General features: G+C 44.3%; 15 protein-coding genes. 10 read left to right on the plus strand and 5 right to left on the minus strand.

Annotated features, from left to right (window positions below; translation table 11 throughout):
• Nucleotides 1-35: 35 nt before the first annotated feature.
• Together tilS and pabB are read right to left on the minus strand one after the other, a co-directional pair.
• The gene (gene tilS / locus ACVBDY_RS03595; RefSeq protein WP_447174099.1) at nt 36-1,367 is read right to left on the minus strand and encodes a tRNA lysidine(34) synthetase TilS; all 1,332 of its coding nucleotides are present in this window, start codon (nt 1,365-1,367) and stop codon (nt 36-38) included.
• Nucleotides 1,368-1,504: 137 nt separating this feature from the next.
• Nucleotides 1,505-2,806, minus strand: a complete 1,302-nt coding sequence (gene pabB, locus ACVBDY_RS03600; RefSeq protein WP_447174100.1) for an aminodeoxychorismate synthase component I — start codon at nt 2,804-2,806, stop codon at nt 1,505-1,507.
• A gap of 343 nt (nt 2,807-3,149) precedes the next feature.
• Between pabB and ACVBDY_RS03605 the strand changes: the two genes are divergently transcribed.
• The 10 genes from ACVBDY_RS03605 (at nt 3,150) to argH (ending at nt 13,178) form a co-directional block, all read left to right on the plus strand.
• Nucleotides 3,150-3,851, plus strand: a complete 702-nt coding sequence (locus ACVBDY_RS03605) for a GNAT family N-acetyltransferase (protein ID WP_447174101.1) — start codon at nt 3,150-3,152, stop codon at nt 3,849-3,851.
• A 70-nt stretch (nt 3,852-3,921) separates the two neighbouring features.
• Entirely contained in the window at nt 3,922-5,109 is a 1,188-nt protein-coding gene (gene argG / locus ACVBDY_RS03610; RefSeq protein ID WP_447174102.1) for an argininosuccinate synthase, read from the plus strand.
• A gap of 72 nt (nt 5,110-5,181) precedes the next feature.
• The gene (gene argC, locus ACVBDY_RS03615; protein WP_447174103.1) at nt 5,182-6,159 is read left to right on the plus strand and encodes an N-acetyl-gamma-glutamyl-phosphate reductase; all 978 of its coding nucleotides are present in this window, start codon (nt 5,182-5,184) and stop codon (nt 6,157-6,159) included.
• Nucleotides 6,160-6,267: 108 nt separating this feature from the next.
• Nucleotides 6,268-7,062, plus strand: a complete 795-nt coding sequence (gene proC / locus ACVBDY_RS03620; protein ID WP_447174104.1) for a pyrroline-5-carboxylate reductase — start codon at nt 6,268-6,270, stop codon at nt 7,060-7,062.
• A 90-nt stretch (nt 7,063-7,152) separates the two neighbouring features.
• On the plus strand, nt 7,153-8,286 hold the full coding sequence (locus ACVBDY_RS03625) for an aspartate aminotransferase family protein (RefSeq protein WP_447174105.1): 1,134 nt from the start codon (nt 7,153-7,155) through the stop codon (nt 8,284-8,286).
• A 120-nt stretch (nt 8,287-8,406) separates the two neighbouring features.
• On the plus strand, nt 8,407-9,354 hold the full coding sequence (locus ACVBDY_RS03630; RefSeq protein ID WP_447174106.1) for an N-acetylornithine carbamoyltransferase: 948 nt from the start codon (nt 8,407-8,409) through the stop codon (nt 9,352-9,354).
• A 55-nt stretch (nt 9,355-9,409) separates the two neighbouring features.
• A complete protein-coding gene (argB, locus tag ACVBDY_RS03635) occupies nt 9,410-10,189 on the plus strand; it encodes an acetylglutamate kinase (RefSeq protein ID WP_447174107.1) in 780 nt (259 codons plus the stop codon).
• A gap of 73 nt (nt 10,190-10,262) precedes the next feature.
• Nucleotides 10,263-11,327, plus strand: coding sequence for a M20 family metallo-hydrolase (locus tag ACVBDY_RS03640; protein ID WP_447174108.1), 1,065 nt, complete (start codon nt 10,263-10,265; stop codon nt 11,325-11,327).
• A gap of 125 nt (nt 11,328-11,452) precedes the next feature.
• Nucleotides 11,453-11,827 (plus strand): four helix bundle protein, encoded by a 375-nt coding sequence (locus ACVBDY_RS03645; RefSeq protein ID WP_447174109.1) that lies wholly within the window; start codon nt 11,453-11,455, stop codon nt 11,825-11,827.
• A 73-nt stretch (nt 11,828-11,900) separates the two neighbouring features.
• The gene (argH, locus tag ACVBDY_RS03650) at nt 11,901-13,178 is read left to right on the plus strand and encodes an argininosuccinate lyase (protein WP_447174110.1); all 1,278 of its coding nucleotides are present in this window, start codon (nt 11,901-11,903) and stop codon (nt 13,176-13,178) included.
• Between the two features lie 10 nt (nt 13,179-13,188).
• Here the strand turns inward: argH and ACVBDY_RS03655 are convergent, their stop codons facing one another.
• From ACVBDY_RS03655 to ACVBDY_RS03665, 3 genes are all read right to left on the minus strand, one after another.
• Nucleotides 13,189-13,617, minus strand: coding sequence for a hypothetical protein (locus ACVBDY_RS03655; protein ID WP_447174111.1), 429 nt, complete (start codon nt 13,615-13,617; stop codon nt 13,189-13,191).
• A 159-nt stretch (nt 13,618-13,776) separates the two neighbouring features.
• On the minus strand, nt 13,777-15,579 hold the full coding sequence (locus tag ACVBDY_RS03660) for a cytochrome-c peroxidase (protein WP_447174112.1): 1,803 nt from the start codon (nt 15,577-15,579) through the stop codon (nt 13,777-13,779).
• A 93-nt stretch (nt 15,580-15,672) separates the two neighbouring features.
• Nucleotides 15,673-17,217: a PhoX family protein gene (locus ACVBDY_RS03665; protein WP_447174113.1), complete on the minus strand. Its 1,545-nt coding sequence runs from the start codon at nt 17,215-17,217 to the stop codon at nt 15,673-15,675.
• Nucleotides 17,218-17,587 lie beyond the last annotated feature (370 nt).

A 17,587-nucleotide genomic window follows, 5' to 3' on the forward strand; every position in this document is an offset into this window, starting at 1 on the left:
GAGATTTTAGATGTTAGGTTTTGATTTTATTTGTGCTATCGGATTCTGGTTTCGGGATCGGCTTTAAGATCTGCCGAAACATAAAGTATATTTACTGTTTCCGGGGTAACCTTGTACCGGTTGTCCAGACGGTGACCCACAACCCAGACTATGGCATCACCGGAACACAATAACCATGCCGCTTGCTTATCCAGCACCGATACCTTTTCGTCCTTAAAAAACTTGCTCAGTTTCTTGCGGTTAGTCATTCCAAAAGGGTAAAAATAATCGCCTTTTTCCCATTTTCTCAATTTCAGCGGATAGTTTAACTTATCTTTATCAATTACTACCGTATTTTTATCGTGGTTTCCGGTGATTTCCGTTTCTGAAAACCACAAATGTATCGGGTTCCGGACCTCTTCCGTTCCGGCATCGATGACAAAGCAAGAGTTTTCTTCTTTTTTTAATGGTTCTATAAACAGGTTTCCCCTGTCTTTCAGCATAATAAATTTACCGGAGGTAATTTGTTTCCCTGACATGGCATTCAACAATTTCCGGACCTCGTCCACCGGAAAGGAGAAGTCCTTAAACAGGTAATAGAAGTAGGATTCGTGCGGATGCAACTTATTCAGCTCTTCTACGGAAATTATCCACCGCTCTCCTTCTTTTCGCATTATATCTTTCCGGATTTCCTCCACGTGCTTCATCAATATGGCTTCACATTCGGCCAGATGTCTTTGGGTACGCGCAAACTGCTGTAGAAAATCAGACGATAATGTCTTTAGTTCCGGGACAATATTGTGGCGGATCTTATTCCGGAGGTACTTGGTATCGGCATTACTGCTATCCTCCCGCCACGGCCAGTTATTTTCCTGCAAACAGCCGAATACCTGTTGCCTGGAAAACGGAAGCAACGGCCGCACTATCTTCCCGTTCACAGGCGGAATACCGGACAGGCCTTCTATTCCTGTCCCGCGGGACAGGTTTATCAGAAAAGTTTCCAGGTTATCATCAGCATGATGTGCGGTAAGTAGGTACTCCCCTTTCCCTCCATTCAGCAAACGGTCAAACCAGTTATACCGGAGTTCCCGGGCAGCTATCTGTATAGATGTACCTTTTGTTCGGGCATAGTCCCCGGTCTGAAAATGATCTACGTAAATATCGGCCCTGAGTTCTTCCGCCAGTTCCCGTACAAACTTTTCATCTCCGTCACTGTCTTCTCCGCGAAGGTGAAAGTTACAATGCGCCAGCGCTATATTCAGTCCGGCTGCATGGCAAAGCCGGACCAGCACTACACTGTCTATACCGCCACTGATGGCAACCAGCAACCGGGCTCGCTTTAAAAACGGGAATTCCTTTTCTATATGTTCTTCAAACAATCGTAACATCCGGCTAAAATAACAGTTCTTCGGCAAAGCTAAAAATCCGGTGTTCTGCTCTGTTTTCACATCTGTGCTCATCACAAGTTATACACCGTAAAACATCAAAGGTCCCAAAACTTTTATATAATTTATCGCATTCCGTTTTATTCCTCCAGCACCTTTCGCATAGCTGCTGCCTTCAGCATACATTCTTCGTACTCCTTTTCCGGATCGGATTCCCCCGTAATGGCCCCGCCTACTGTAAAGGATATATAACGATTGGCTTTGTTGTAAAGAATACTTCGGATAACCACGTTAAAATCAAAATCTCCCGATGGGGTAAAATATCCCACTGCCCCGCTGTAAAGCCCCCGTCTGGTTGCTTCCAGTTGTTCGATAATCTTCATGGCCGATATCTTAGGTGCCCCGGTCATGCTTCCCATAGGAAAGGTGGAGCGCAATATTTCTACGGACGAAACACCGTCTTCTACTTCTGCCGCTACGGTAGACACCAGTTGATGTACCTGTTCAAATGTATATACCCGGCACAATTCTTCTACCCGGACACTTCCCTTTTTTGCCGTTACGGACAGATCATTACGCACCAGGTCTACGATCATAATATTCTCCGAGCGTTCTTTAGGGGTATTTTCCAGTTCTTCTTTCAATTTCCGGTCTTCTTCCGGAGTTTCCGCACGTCTTGCCGTACCCTTTATCGGCTGGGATATTACCCGGTTGCCGGTCCTTTTCAGGTACCGCTCCGGGGAGGCTGACAAAAGATATTTGTCTTCCAGTTTCAGACAGGCGGCAAATGGAGGGCGGGAAATGGCATTAAGCCTGAAAAAAGCAGGTACGGGATCAAGCGACTTCCCTTGCACATAAAATTCCTGGCAGAAATTGGCCTCGTAAATATCTCCCCTGCGGATATGTGCAAGTAACTGTGCTACTTTTTGCAGATACGCTTCTTTGGGTATTCTTGCTTTAATATCTTCTTTCCCTATCCGTTCCGGGTGTACGGTACTTTCGCTAGTTGTTTTCCGGATACTTTTAAAATCTTCCTCCGCTTCATCATCTACCATAGGCATATAACAAAACTTCGCGGTATTCCCTTTGACAAAAATGATCTTCTTGGGCTGAAAGAAATACAGGTCCGGAAAGTCCAGATGATCTGTGTTTGCTGACGTTAATCGTTCCACATCGTTCTTCAGGTCATATGACAGGTAACCAAATATCCAGTCGGCCGTGGTGGCCTGGTATTCCTTTAAATCGTCAAAAGCGTGGTGGTAATCGGTCTTTATGGCGGTGAGGGCATCTACGGCCAGTACGGCATCAAATGTAGGATACAAATGCTCATAATTATTGCTATCCAGCCATATTACCTCGGTATGTTGTTGCGCCCATAAAAGTAGTTTTTCCTTAAACCTGTCCCCTTCTTCCAGGGAAAATACAACTTCCGTTCTCTGCATTCCTCTGTTTTAGAAAATAAGAATGTTACAAATTTAACAAATCCTTCACGAAAGATGGCCTGTCAAAAGGATTTTATTTTGTACTATTGCAGTGTGAAAAACAAGTACTGGGGTTATCACTATTGAAATTTTTTGTTTACCTCATTATTTCTGATAGAAAATGCAAAATACTCACAACATATCTACTTCAGTTTTCCTGAGACTTCCGGTTTCAGAGATTCGTCCTGTTGTGCGTCGTACTCCCCGTCGCCCGTAAGGGTGTACTTTTATTTTGGAACTTAGGTGAGTCCGGTTCCCCATTCAAAGAAAATTCCACTTATTTTTTCAACCAAGTCAAAGCAAAATGGACATTGTTATTGCTGACAAGTCGCATATAAAATTCGCTTCCCTTATCTGTGATACGATCGAAGAATCGGCCAAGGTAAGAGGTACCGGTATTGCCAAAAGAACTCCGGAATACATTATTTCGAAGATAGAGAGCGGCAATGCGGTTATTGCCGTAGATGGTGATAAATTTGCAGGGTTCTGCTACATCGAAGCCTGGGGGCACGAAAAGTTCGTCGCCAATTCCGGGCTCATTGTGCATCCGGACTACCGGAACCTCGGTCTTGCCAAAAAGATCAAAAAAACCATTTTCGACCACTCCAGGGAAAAATATCCGGATGCCAAGATATTTGGTATTACTACCGGACTGGCCGTAATGAAGATCAATTACGAACTGGGATACAGACCCGTAACTTTTTCCGAGCTTACGGACGACCCTACCTTCTGGAAGGGCTGTCAGACCTGTAAGAATTATGATATCCTGCAACGGACGCAACAAAAGATGTGCCTGTGTACCGGGATGCTCTACGATCCTGCAGAAAAGGAAAACAACGAAGAAAAGCACCCCTATAACAGCAAGGTGCTCCAAAGGTTGAAAAACATCAAACAAGCCCTTTTTCTACAGAAGAAAAAGCCTTCCAAAAATTCCATTTTCCCCGTAGAAGAAGGTTTTATAAGTCTGAAAAAGGTTATGGATAAATTAAAAGGAAATAATAAATAATGTGTCAATAAGTGAATACATTGGCACATTGCCAAATTTGCTAATTGACAAATTAAAACAACAAATAATAATGAAAAAACTCGTTTTGGCATACAGCGGCGGACTGGACACTTCTTATTGTGCAAAATACCTATCCCAGGAAAAAGGGTATGAAGTACACGCCGTAAGCGTAAACACCGGAGGATTTACTGCCGAAGAGAAAAAAGAGATCGAAGAGAAAGCCCTGAAACTCGGGGTAGCTACATACAGTAATATAGAAGCGGTAGACTCTTTCTATAACAAAGTAGTCAAATACCTTATTTTCGGGAATGTTCTAAAAAACAACACCTACCCGCTTTCCGTCAGTGCCGAACGGATCGTACAGGCTATCGAGATTGTCAATTATGCCAAGAAAACAGGCGCTCAATACATCGCCCATGGCAGTACGGGGGCCGGGAACGACCAGGTAAGGTTTGATATGATATTTCAGATACTGGCCCCGGAAATAGAGATCATCACCCCTATCCGTGACGAACAGCTTTCCAGGCAGGAAGAGATCCATTACCTGAAGAAAAACGGGGTGGACATGTCCTGGGAAAAAGCCAAATACTCCATAAACAGGGGGCTTTGGGGTACCAGTGTAGGTGGTGAAGAAACCCTTACCTCCCATCAGTCACTCCCTGAAGAAGCCTACCCGAGCCAATTGAAAAGCGAAGGGTCTCAAAAGGTAAAACTCACTTTCAAAGAAGGGGAACTGGTTGCTATAGATGACAAAGAGGACAACCCTGTAAAAAACATAGAGCTGCTCAACAGTATGGCTTCCCAATATGCGATAGGGCGTGATATCCACGTCGGTGATACCATTATCGGTATTAAAGGAAGGGTCGGTTTTGAAGCCGCTGCCCCCCTGGTTATCATCAAAGCGCACCATACCCTGGAAAAGCACGTACTTACCAAATGGCAGCAGCACCATAAAGAATACCTGGCCAACTGGTATGGCATGCTCCTTCATGAAGGACAGTATCTCGATGAGGTCATGCGCAATATCGAAGTGTTCCTTGCCGATACACAGAAAAACGTTTCCGGAGATGTGTTTGTCACCCTGTACCCGTACCGCTTTGTTGTAGACGGTATTCAATCCGGACACGATCTGATGAATGCTTCATTCGGCAGCTACGGCGAAATGAACAAAGGCTGGACCGCAGATGATGCCAAAGGGTTTATTAAAATAAACTCCAACCAGAACAAGATCTATTACCACGTAAATAAAATAAATTAAAGTACGAAGCACGAAGGTAGAAGATAGAAGTAAAGATATAATGCCCTTCGTCTGAAATTTAAATATTTAAAAATGATACAAGCAGGAATAATCGGGGGTGCCGGGTACACCGCAGGGGAATTAATACGATTGCTACTGCACCATCCCGCTGCAGAAATAAATTTCGTTTACAGTACTTCCAACGCCGGCAATGCCATAAGTGACATTCATCAGGACCTCCTGGGAGAAACGGAGCAGGAATTTACCAGTGAAATAAACACCGAAGTAGATGTACTTTTTCTCTGTCTCGGTCATGGTAATTCCAAAGCCTTCCTCGAAGAACACCGTTTTTCCGGTAAAACGAAGATCATAGACCTGAGCAATGACTTCCGTCTGACTCCTGATGCGGATTTTAACGGCATGCATTTCGTATACGGATTACCCGAACTCAACAGGGAGGAGATCAAAAATGCGCAATACATAGCCAATCCGGGTTGCTTTGCTACCGCTATTCAACTGGCGTTGCTTCCCCTGGCAAAACACGGGCTGTTAAAACAGGATATTCATATCAATGCGGTAACCGGGGCTACCGGGGCGGGTACTTCCCTCTCCCCCACCTCACACTTTCCGTGGCGCGACAATAATTTTTCGTATTACAAACCTTTTACCCATCAGCACCTGGGAGAAATAGGACAAAGTATAACGCAGTTGCAGCATACATTTGACAAAGACGTGCTCTTTATGCCCAACCGGGGAAATTTTTCCCGGGGAATCTTTGCTACCGCGTATACGGAATTTGAAGAAAGTGTAGATAACGCCAAGGAAATATACCGGGATTTCTATAAAAATGCCATTTTTACCACGGTCAGCGATAAAGAGTTACATCTCAAACAGGTGGTCAATACCAACAAATGTCTTATCCACCTGCATAAGCACAAAAACAAATTGTTGATAACCTCTATTATCGATAACCTGACCAAAGGAGCATCCGGACAGGCCATACATAACATGAACCTGATATTCGGACTGGAAGAAACCCTCGGGCTCGGATTAAAAGCCTCGTATTTTTAATACAGGCCCCGTACAGACGTACGGCCGTACGTCTCCAACTTATTAATTTTAAAAACATCGTCGGCCCCATAACACTTTAAGGGCCATGGGCCAATAAAAAACCAACATATGAAAATAGCCATAATAGGATCCGGAAACCTGGGGCTCTCCATAGCTAAAGGACTCATCATCAGCAACTCGGTCACCACCCTTTACCTTACCAAAAGGAATCCGGGTGCCATTAAAAGCTGGGAAGAATACGGTAATGTAACCGTTACTTCGGACAATCGCGAAGCGGTAAAGCATTCGGATATACTGATCTTTGCAGTACAGCCGGGGCAGTTTGAAGGAATATTACAGGAAATAAAGGATTTACTGAACGAAAAACACGTACTGATTTCCACGATCACCGGGTTTAAGATCCGGAAAATCGAATCTGTTATCGGCAATGAACACTATATCATCCGTAGTATGCCCAATACGGCAATTTCCGTCGGCAAATCCATGACCTGTGTGTGCAGCAACGAAAAAGGAAAACAACGTGTGGAACTAGCCAGGGCTATTTTCAACAAACTGGGAACTTCCGTAGAGATCCCCGAAGAACAGATGCGTGCGGCTACCGTGATCTGTGCCAGCGGCATCGCTTTCTGGATGCGCCTTATACGGGCTACTACCCAGGGGGCCATTCAGTTGGGTTTCGATGCCAAGGAAGCACAGGAACTAGCCATGCATACTTGTATGGGAGCCGCTACTCTACTCATAGAATCCGGTAATCACCCGGAAGAAGAGATCGATAGGGTAACCACCCCCAGGGGATGTACCATAGAAGGTCTTAACGAAATGGAACACAGCGGGCTAAGTTCCTCTCTTATCAAAGGAATCGTGTCCTCTTTCAATAAAATAAACCAGATTGCCGATCTGTAATTGTATAGAATATGAGATTTTAGAATTTAGATGATAGAATTTCGAACTACATCTCACATCTGAAATCTCACATCTGAAATCTATAAAAAAATGAAACTATTTGACGTTTACCCATTATATGACATTACCCCGGTACAGGGAAAAGATGTCCATGTTATTGATGACAAAGGCATTACCTATCTCGACCTTTACGGCGGACATGCGGTGATCTCCATAGGACATTCTCATCCTAAATATGTATCCGCAATATCCGAACAAGTCGGCAAACTCGGGTTTTATTCCAATGCCGTGCAAAATCCGTTGCAGGTGAAACTGGCGGAAAAACTTGGCGCTCTTTCCGGATGTGACAATTACGAACTATTCCTCTGCAATTCCGGGGCTGAAGCCAATGAAAACGCGTTGAAACTCGCTTCTTTCCATACCGGAAAGGCCAGGATCATTGCCTTTAACAATGCCTTTCACGGACGAACATCCGCTGCCGTAGCGGCTACGGACAATAAAAATATTAATGCACCGATCAATGCCCAGCACCAGGTAACCTTCCTGGAACTGGGAGATATTACCGCCCTGGAAAAAGAATTACAAAAAGGAGATGTGTGCGCGGTTATCGTGGAGTTTATACAGGGTGTAGGCGGACTGGACGAAGCTACGGCAGATTTCTATGAGAATGCAGACAAACTCTGCAAACAACACGGCAGCGTGTTCATTGCGGATGAAATTCAATGCGGATATGGCCGGACCGGAGATTTCTTTGCTTTTCAGAAGTATAATGTTACGCCGGATGTCATTTCTCTGGCGAAAGGTATGGGCAATGGTTTTCCCGTAGCGGGAATTCTCGTTCACCCGTCCATCAAAGCCAAACACGGTATGCTGGGAACTACTTTTGGCGGAAACCACCTGGCATGCGCAGCTGCCATTGCCGTCCTGGATGTACTCAAGGAAGAAAAACTCATGGACAACACCAGGGAAGTTGCTGCCTATTTTGTAGAAAAAGCCGGGACCATACCACAGATAAAGCAGGTAAAAGGCCGGGGATTGATGCTGGGGCTGGAATTTGATTTTGAAGTGGGTGAACTCCGGAAAAAACTTATTTACGATCATCATATTTTTACAGGCGGAAGCAGCAACAAAAAACTGTTACGGATCTTACCTCCGCTGACTGTGAAGAAAGAGCATATTGATACGTTTTTTGATGCGTTGAATAAAATAGTAACAACTCCTTAAAAGTCCTCTCTCCAGAGGAAAAGAAAAAGCTCCCCTCTGGAGAGGGGAGCTGAGTTTCGTCTATCTGAAGGAAACACCTAATAACTAAATAACCCGATAACTTATTAACTCAAAAAACAAATGAAACACTACCTGACAACAGATGACATAGACAGTGTCCCGGAAATCATAGCAGAAGCCATTGCATTAAAAAAAGATCCTTACCAGTTCGAGGAGCTCGGAAAGCGTAAAACGCTGGGGATGCTATTCTTTAATTCCAGTCTGCGTACGCGCCTTAGTACACAAAAGGCAGCCATGCAACTGGGAATGCAGGTTATGGTTATGAACTTTTCGGGAGAAGCCTGGTCACTGGAGTTTGAAGACGGTAGTGTAATGAACGGTTCTACCTCCGAACATATCAAAGAAGCCGCCGCGGTAATTTCTCAATACTGTGATGTTATTGCGGTAAGGGCATTTCCTACGCTGACGGATAAGGAAAAAGACGAGGAAGAATATGTTTTAAAAAGTTTTCAGAAATACGCCTCCGTCCCTGTTGTAAATATGGAAAGTGCTACAGCCCACCCTTTACAGGCCCTGACGGATGCCATTACGATAACTGAACTGAAAACCAAAGAAAAGCCAAAGGTTGTTCTCTCCTGGGCCCCGCACCCCAAGGCATTGCCGCATGCTGTTGCCAATTCCTTTACGGGTATGATGCAGAAGATGGATGTGGAGTTTGTCATCACCCATCCTGTCGGGTATGAACTCAATCCGGCGGTGACGGGAAACATCCCGATAATCCACGACCAGGATGAAGCATTGAAAGATGCCGATTTTGTATATGTTAAGAACTGGAGTTCCTATAAAGATTACGGCCAGGTATTGCACACCGATCCGGGCTGGAGGATTACCCCGGAAAAGATGGCTTTGACTGATAACGGTAAGTTTATGCATTGCCTGCCGGTGCGAAGAAACGTTATCGTGGATGATGCTGTCCTGGACAGCCCGCAATCCATCGTTATACCACAGGCCAATAACCGGACATTTGCTGCGCAAATTGTCCTGAAACATATATTGGAATCATTATAGTAAAGACACACGACCGTGTGGCTCCATCAGAAATCCAGGCCAAAAAAGTAAAAAAATGAAAACCAAATTATCCGTAGTCAAAATAGGCGGAAACATCATAGAAAACGAATCGGCATTGCAGGATTTCCTTAAGGATTTCTCGACGATGGAAGGTCATAAGATACTGGTTCACGGCGGTGGCAGGACGGCCACCCGTATTGCGGAACAACTCGGTGTGCCTGCACAAATGGTAGGTGGCAGGCGCATCACCACCCGCGAAACCCTGGACGTGATTGTTATGGTCTATGGGGGGCTTACCAACAAGAATATCGTTTCACGCCTGCAAAGCTTTGACTGTAACGCCATAGGACTATCCGGAGCAGATGGCAATACCATTGTTTCCGATAAAAGACCGGTAAAAGACATCGACTATGGTTATGCCGGGGATATAAAACGGGTAAATGCCAACGCAGTTAAAGCCTTGCTGGAAAGTGATATGGCTCCTGTATTCTGTGCTATCACCCACGATAAAAAAGGGCAATTGCTCAACACCAATGCAGATACTATTGTTTCCGAAGTAGCGATAGCCATGAGTGAACATTTCGAAACATCCTTGTATTATTGTTTTGAGAAAAAAGGGGTATTGCGAAGCGTGGAAGACGATAACTCCGTTATAGAACATATCAATACGGAACTATACGAACAATTGCTCGCTGAAAACATCATAGCGGACGGCATGCTGCCCAAAATGCTCAATTGCTTTAATGCATTGCAGCGACATGTCCACAAAGTACATATCGGACTGCCGGGTATGATCGTCGGGAAAGAAAAACTGTTCACAACGCTAACGTTATAATACGGATTAATCGTAAAGATGCACAGCCGTGCATCTCAACCGGATAAACTACCTAAAAGATATAAAAATAGAAATGATAGACCAGCTCACACCATCGGCCATAGCGCTGTTAAAACAACTGATAAGCACCCCTTCTTTTTCTTCGGAAGAAGACAAAACCGCAGCCCATATAGAGAACTGGCTGCAATCGCACCATATACCTTTTAAACGAAGGGACAACAACGTATACGCCTTTAATAAGTATTTTGAAGAAGGTAAACCTACCCTGCTGCTCAATTCACACCACGATACCGTAAGGCCGAACACCGCCTATACCAAAGACCCCTTTGACGCCCATATCGAAGACGGAAAATTATACGGACTGGGAAGCAACGACGCCGGGGGATGTCTGGTATCCCTCCTCGCCACTTTCGCCTACTTCTACGATAAGCCCGATCTGAATTACAACCTTGTTATCGTGGCTTCGGCAGAAGAAGAAAGTTCGGGCGACAAGGGACTGAACAGCATGCTCCCCGTGTTACCTCACATAGACATAGCTATTGTGGGTGAACCTACGCTCATGCAACTGGCTATAGCAGAAAAAGGACTTGTGGTGTTTGATGCCGCAGTAAAAGGCACACCAAGTCATGCGGCACATCCCAATGACAATAATTCCATATACAATTCCATTAAGGCATTGGAATGGTTCCGGGACTATCGTTTTGAGAAGGTATCGGAAGTACTTGGAGAAGTGAAGATGACGGTAACCCAGCTCAATGCAGGTAAACAGCACAATGTAGTTCCAGCAGAGACCAACCTGGTTATCGACGTTCGGGTAAATGACAAATACACCAACCGGGAAATTGCAGACCTGCTACAGGCGCAATCACCCTGCGATGTTATCACTCCCCGTTCGTTAAGGCTTAATTCATCATCCATTCCCAGGGAGCATCCTTTAGTACAGGCCGGAATAGCTTTGGGAAGAGAAACTTATGGTTCGCCTACGCTTTCTGACCAGGCGGTATTGACTTGTTCGTCCCTGAAATTAGGCCCGGGAGATTCGACACGATCGCATTCGGCAGATGAGTTTATTTATGTGAGGGAGATTGAGGAGGGGGTCAAGTTGTATGTTGAGTTGTTGGAGGGAGTGTTGTTGTAGGGTTATTGAGTTATTAGGTTACTAAGTTATTTAGTCAACACTCAATATTTCATGGACTTGATAACACAATAATGAAAAACGTATATTTAAACTCGATTAATGTTAAATCATAAAAACATTAAATTATGGGTTATCAAACTTTTGAAGATTTGGAAGTATGGAAACTGGCGAGACAACTTAAAAAAGACATCCGAAAACTGACCTGTGAATTTCCTAAAGAAGAAAAATATAAGCTTACAGATCAGGTTATCCGCAGTAGTAGGTCCATAGGAGCTAATATTGCTGAAGGTTTCGGAAGATTTCATTATAAAGAGAATTCAAAGTTCTGTCGCAATGCAAGAGGAAGTCTTATGGAGACTTTAAACCATCTGATAGACGCTTATGATGAAGAATATATAAATGAACAAACCCTATCCAAGTACAGAATACAAGTTCTCCACTGTAATAAGGTATTAAACGGCTACATCGCTTACCTTAATAAACGTGGTACTGATAATTAATAATTATAGTTATTAAGTTATTGGAGTTGACTAATTAACCCAATAACTTAGTAACCTAATAACCCAACAAATAATGAAACTCTGGGACAAAGGCTTTAGCACCAACAAAAAAATAGATCACTTTACCGTAGGAAATGACAGGGAACTGGACCTTCTCCTGGCCAAATATGATGTTATCGCTTCTACAGCACATGCGAAAATGCTGGGGAAGATAGGTTTACTGACGGAAGAAGAAACCGGACAACTGGTTACGGAACTGGGAAACATCCAAAAGGACATTGAAGCGGGGAACTTCACTATAGAAGACAGCTTTGAGGACATGCACTCCAAAATAGAGTATCTCCTTATACAGAAACTCGGCGATACCGGGAAAAAAATACATACGGCCCGCTCCCGGAACGACCAGGTGCTCGTGGCTATGCACCTGTACTTGAAACATGAATTACAGGAGATCAGACAACAAACCGTGGAACTCTTTGACCTCCTTATGGAACTGGCCGAAAAGCATAAGGATGTTCTCCTTCCCGGTTATACCCATTTGCAGATCGCTATGCCTTCCTCGTTCGGACTGTGGTTTTCCGCTTATGCCGAGAGCCTTATAGACGACCTTTATTTTATTGATGCCGCTTATAAGGTGGCTGACCAGAATCCGTTGGGAAGTGCCGCCGGGTATGGTAGTTCTTTCCCTATAGACCGTACGTTTACTACTGAAGAACTCGGTTTTGCTACGATGAAATACAACGTGGTTGCCGCACAAATGGGACGGGGAAAAGTAGAAAAAAGCGCCGCCTTCGGTATGGGGAGCATTGCCGCTACGCTTTCTAAAATGGCTATGGATGTATGCTTGTACATGAGCCAGAATTTCGATTTTATTTCCTTCCCGGACGAACTTACTACGGGAAGCAGTATCATGCCTCATAAAAAGAATCCGGATGTGTTTGAACTTATTCGCGGTAAATGCAACAAGATACAGGCCGTACCTAACCAGCTTACACTTATTATCAACAACCTGCCCAGCGGTTATCACAGGGACCTGCAACTGGTAAAGGAAGTCATTGTACCTGCCATACAGGACCTGAAAGCCTGCCTGGAAATGGCTGCTTTTACGCTGAAAGATATTCGTGTGAACGACGGTATCCTCGAAGACCGGAAATACGATTACCTCTTTAGTGTGGATACGCTTAATGAACTCGTACAGTCCGGGATGCCCTTCCGCGATGCTTATAAAAAAATGGGGATGGACATTGCTAACGGAAATTTCCAGCCCAAACGAAACATACATCATACTCATGAAGGAAGCCTGGGCAATCTTTGCCTGGAAGATATCCGAAAGAAGATGAAAAGGAGCTGATACGATATACCTACATAGAAGATGTTGAAACTGCCATAGGCACTATCATCAACATCAGTGTAAGAATATGATCCGCAACCGCAAAAAGTATGTCTGCAACTGCGAGAATATTGTTCGCAACCACGAGAAGTGTTAATAGGGATGTCTGTTTTGTTAAAAGGATTACGAGTTTTGTTAAAGCAACCGCGAGAAGTATGTCCGCAATCGCAAGAATATTGTTCGCAACTACGAGAAGTGTTAATAGGGACGCCTGTTTTGTTAAAAGGATTATGAGTTTTGTTAAAGCGACCACGAGAAGTATGTCCGCAATCGCAAGAATATTGTTCGCAACTACGAGAAGTGTTAATAGGGACGCCTGTTTTGTTAAAAGGATTATGAGTTTTGTTAAAGCGACCACGAGAAGTATGTCCGCAATCGCAAGAATATTGTTCGCAACCATGAGAAGTATTAATCGGGGGCTTCGGTACACCCCGGTCTCCGACCGGAACACTCAGCCGCCTACGCTCGGGCTGTTATAGTTTGCTTTTGCTGTGCTGTAAAAACCAAAACGGAGGTGGCTGAGTGGCGGCCTTCAGGCCGCTGTATCGAAGCCACCGGACTAATAATCATCTACTACCTTTTCTCCGGATAATGTTTTCATAAAGGCTATAATAGCGTTTTGTTCGTCCGGGGTGAGGTCGAGGTTATCAAAGGGCAGGGTCTGGTGGGGAAGGTCAAACCCGAGCCCGCCCCCGCCGCCTTTATTGTAGAAATCCATTACTTCTTCCAGGGTCTCGTAAACCCCGTTATGCATATAGGGCGCTGTTTCGGCTACGTTTCGTATGGAAGGTGTTTTAAACATGCCCCGATGCAGTGCTTCTTCGTATTTCCAGTAAAATCCTTCGTCGTCGTCCAACATTTTATTGTCGGCGGTCTCAGGTACGCCTATGACTTCTTTTTCTGTTTCTTTATAGAAAGGTGGAACCGTTCCGCCGGTCAAAGGGATAAAATGGCAGGTTGCACACAGGGCTTTTCCCATAAACAGGTTGAACCCTTCCTTCTCCGCCGCCGAAAAGTTATGCTCTTCTCCCCTGATATTCTTGTCGAACCTGGAATTAAAATTGTTGAGGGTGCTTATGTAAGAGGAAATCGCCCGGATAATATCACGGTTATTTTTAGGGACATGACCAAAAGCCTGCCGGAACTTATCACCATAGGTACTGTCTTTTAAAATATCGGTGTTGAATTCGTGTACATGGGTGTTAAATTCGTTTTGATCGGTAAATACCGAGGATATCTGTTCCAGAAGGTCTTCGGAGCGACCATCCCAGAAAAACGATCTCTGAAAGGCTACGTTCAGTAAGGTAGGTGTGTTCCTTTTTAACGGCTTTCCCCGGTTATCTTTATTGGATACAAGTCCATCGGCATATGCTTTTCCGGGTATATGACATGTGGCACATGCCATGGTACCTCCGGAAGATAAAGCGGGTTCGAAAAACAACATTTTCCCTAACGCTATTTGTTCTTTCGTGGGGTTCTTGTTGACACTGGGTGTAAAATACCCGAGGTCAAAGCTGTTATCCTCAAAAAAAGTGGGGGCATCAAAATTAAACGGGTAATTGCCTGAAGGTTCCCAGGCACCGGATTCTTTACGAATTTTCACCCACACCCGGGTTACGGGGTTCATATAGTCCCGGATAAATCCAAAACGATCAAAGGTTTCGAAGTCCGGGTTTGCGGTGACAAAAGTTTCTGCCTGTTCGAGCCGTTGTATGAACTGCTTGTCCAGAGTATTGTTTTTTTCTATGATGATATTGCGTATACTCCTGGTATATGTTTCTCTTAAGGTGTTGAGGGAGGTTTTTATTTCCCCGATGCTCAGGTAACTCACCGGGGTGTCAAATCCCGCAGTAGAAAAACTTATTATACGTAACAATTGTTGATGGGTCGCTATAAAAAAGCGCTGGGCATTCAACGCTCTTTTTTCCATTTCCTTTTGCAGTACGACCAGCATTCCCCTGGTGATATCGGTTTCGTACAAAAACTCCTCGTCAGATACTCCGCCTTCGTAGATGCTCTCTTCCATTTTCTGCAATCCTACGGGAGAGAGTACTCTCTGGTTGTCATCTAAAAAGACAGGCAGGGCTGGACCGTTTACCCTGTGCCCGACTTCCGGGTTCAGGTAAGCTGCATAGGGTTCGGCTTTTTTAAAGGCTATCCGTAGCTTTTTAAAAAATGTCTTGGTGTTTTTGCCGTTCACACCTTCATCACGGAGTGAATCGGTATAGCGGATGGCATCGTTTATGGCTTCTGTATAGTATTGCTGTGTTTTGTCCCAATCCGGTAGTTGTTCTACTTTTTCGTGTTTGCAGGAAAAGCTTAACAATGTGAGGATACACAAGTAGAAAATGGTATTGCGCATTTGGCTTTATTTTGTAATCATACGGATACATTAGAGGGCATCTTCTATATTGAAGATACCCTCTAATTATAATTGATGGTTAAGAAAAGAGGCTTATCTTGGTAATCCTTTGAGTAAAACTATTTGTGATGCCTGGTTATCTTCACCCTTCTCTGTATTGGTATGGCCATCCAGGTTCATAAAGTTGTCATTTTCCCAGTAGTGTGGTTGTACGGCAAGAAGGAACGTTCCGTCTACCCCTACTTTATCGGAAACATCGATCAACGATCCGAATTCTCCACTTAGCCCGGTACTGTTATTTGGCGAAAGGTCCTGCCGAACAACCAGTTCGAGTACTTTGGAAATATTAGACCCGTTGAGATCGGACTGGTAGATATAAGCCGAATGTCCCCGGGAGAAGGAATTGGGATCTTCCTGGAAATAAATGAAATTTTCGGTAACACATATGTTATCCGGGCTTTGCAGTTCGGCCAGGTTGCCATCCATATTGTTGCTATCGGTATTACCGCTGATGATCTGAACAAGTTTGCCGGTAAGGGGTGAATCTTCGTCTAAAACCAGTTTGTAAACAGTCCCCCAATCGTTATACGTACCACTCCCCGGGCCTCTCCCGGTAACGTTGAAATATACATTGCGGGCATTGACATCGGAACCTTTCTGGTAATCCACATCTTCTACACGCATAAACTGGGTTGCGTTTACGGCCATACAGGCATTTTCCATTTCGCTATTTGTCTTGGAAGCCCCATCTTCTATTTCTACAAATTCCACATCGTAAGTCATCCCCCGGTCAAAGCTGGACTCATTATACGCCATTCCATCTTCTGCATTGGTAATCCCTTGTTCCCCGTCTGAAACCTGTTTTGTTTTCAGTACATATATCTTCCCGTTTTCCAGGTCATCATCACCGTTTTCGGAATAATATAATACTACCTGTCCTTCGGAATCGCTGGAATCATCGTCACCTCCTATGATAACCGTTTTCCCGGGATAGGTGTTTTTAGGAAGCGGCACGGCATTTTCCCAGGCAAACTGTCCGAGGGCATCCAGGGCGAAATCGGCTGTAGGTGTGGGAGATTCTACCCAGGGATCAATACCTTTTACATGATAGTGGTAATTTTCGGAAGCCGAAAGAAATAAATCTTTTGATCCTCCGTGAATGGCAGCTTCCCACATAGTACCGGAACATTGACGGGCATAATCGGCCACCCCGGAGTTTAGCAGGTAATCGCCGGATACTGGGTTCAGGTATTCATCGAGAAATATCCGGGAAACGGCATAACTGTCCTCACAATTCACCACATAGATATACCCGTCACCATCTTTTAAAAAACCTGCACCGTCAGCGGAACCTGCCAGTTGAAAGTCTTCCCCGATAACGTCGGGTGTGCTGATGAGGGAATAGGCCTCAACAAAGTTGAACTGGCCGGACATGGCAACCAATGGTTTGGTTTCCGATTTATTTTCGAACATAGTGGGTTGTTCGGTAAGGTCCTCTCCATCTTCCCCGTCTACGCCGTCTATACCATTATTACCGTCCGTGCCGTCCAGGCCATCCTCTCCGTCGTCACAGCCAAACAATATGAAGGCTGTAAGTGAAACCATTAAAAATGTGCGAATTAAGTGAAGTTTTCTCATAATGTAAGATTTCGGTTTTTAGTTTTTTAAGTTTTACCCAAAAATATCGGATTGCCGGAATGGGAAGGTTAATGCAGTATTACGATTCGCACGTACAACTTAATTTTATGTTAAATATCTCCGTATTACGAACTCCTTATTGATATGGTGCTGTTGTGAATTTACAATATCATAATATACCTATATTCAATTTTTATGTACTTTGCACGTAATAAAACTGTTTAATCTTTTGTATGCCGATCAAGGAAAAGCAGCCCTGTTCTTGCCCCGTTTTTTTGAACATTACCCTTAAATCCCGGCAAACAAAAAAAGTATTATGGACAAACTTGTGCCCGAATAGTGTGGTGAATGATTAACCCCATAGATCAGA

It is taken from the genome of Sinomicrobium halophytocola, assembly GCF_052983395.1.

Excerpts from the sequence above, each read along its gene's own strand:
- ACVBDY_RS03605 (WP_447174101.1), top strand. The coding sequence starts at position 3,150 with ATGGACATTGTTATTGCTGACAAGTCGCATATAAAATTCGCTTCCCTT.
- argB (WP_447174107.1), top strand. The coding sequence starts at position 9,410 with ATGAAAACCAAATTATCCGTAGTCAAAATAGGCGGAAACATCATAGAA.
- ACVBDY_RS03660 (WP_447174112.1), bottom strand. The coding sequence starts at position 15,579 with ATGCGCAATACCATTTTCTACTTGTGTATCCTCACATTGTTAAGCTTT.
- tilS (WP_447174099.1), bottom strand. The coding sequence starts at position 1,367 with ATGTTACGATTGTTTGAAGAACATATAGAAAAGGAATTCCCGTTTTTA.
- ACVBDY_RS03625 (WP_447174105.1), top strand. The coding sequence starts at position 7,153 with ATGAAACTATTTGACGTTTACCCATTATATGACATTACCCCGGTACAG.
- ACVBDY_RS03665 (WP_447174113.1), bottom strand. The coding sequence starts at position 17,217 with ATGAGAAAACTTCACTTAATTCGCACATTTTTAATGGTTTCACTTACA.
- ACVBDY_RS03630 (WP_447174106.1), top strand. The coding sequence starts at position 8,407 with ATGAAACACTACCTGACAACAGATGACATAGACAGTGTCCCGGAAATC.
- argC (WP_447174103.1), top strand. The coding sequence starts at position 5,182 with ATGATACAAGCAGGAATAATCGGGGGTGCCGGGTACACCGCAGGGGAA.
- argH (WP_447174110.1), top strand. The coding sequence starts at position 11,901 with ATGAAACTCTGGGACAAAGGCTTTAGCACCAACAAAAAAATAGATCAC.
- ACVBDY_RS03655 (WP_447174111.1), bottom strand. The coding sequence starts at position 13,617 with ATGGTTGCGAACAATATTCTTGCGATTGCGGACATACTTCTCGTGGTC.
- ACVBDY_RS03640 (WP_447174108.1), top strand. The coding sequence starts at position 10,263 with ATGATAGACCAGCTCACACCATCGGCCATAGCGCTGTTAAAACAACTG.
- proC (WP_447174104.1), top strand. The coding sequence starts at position 6,268 with ATGAAAATAGCCATAATAGGATCCGGAAACCTGGGGCTCTCCATAGCT.
- argG (WP_447174102.1), top strand. The coding sequence starts at position 3,922 with ATGAAAAAACTCGTTTTGGCATACAGCGGCGGACTGGACACTTCTTAT.
- ACVBDY_RS03645 (WP_447174109.1), top strand. The coding sequence starts at position 11,453 with ATGGGTTATCAAACTTTTGAAGATTTGGAAGTATGGAAACTGGCGAGA.
- pabB (WP_447174100.1), bottom strand. The coding sequence starts at position 2,806 with ATGCAGAGAACGGAAGTTGTATTTTCCCTGGAAGAAGGGGACAGGTTT.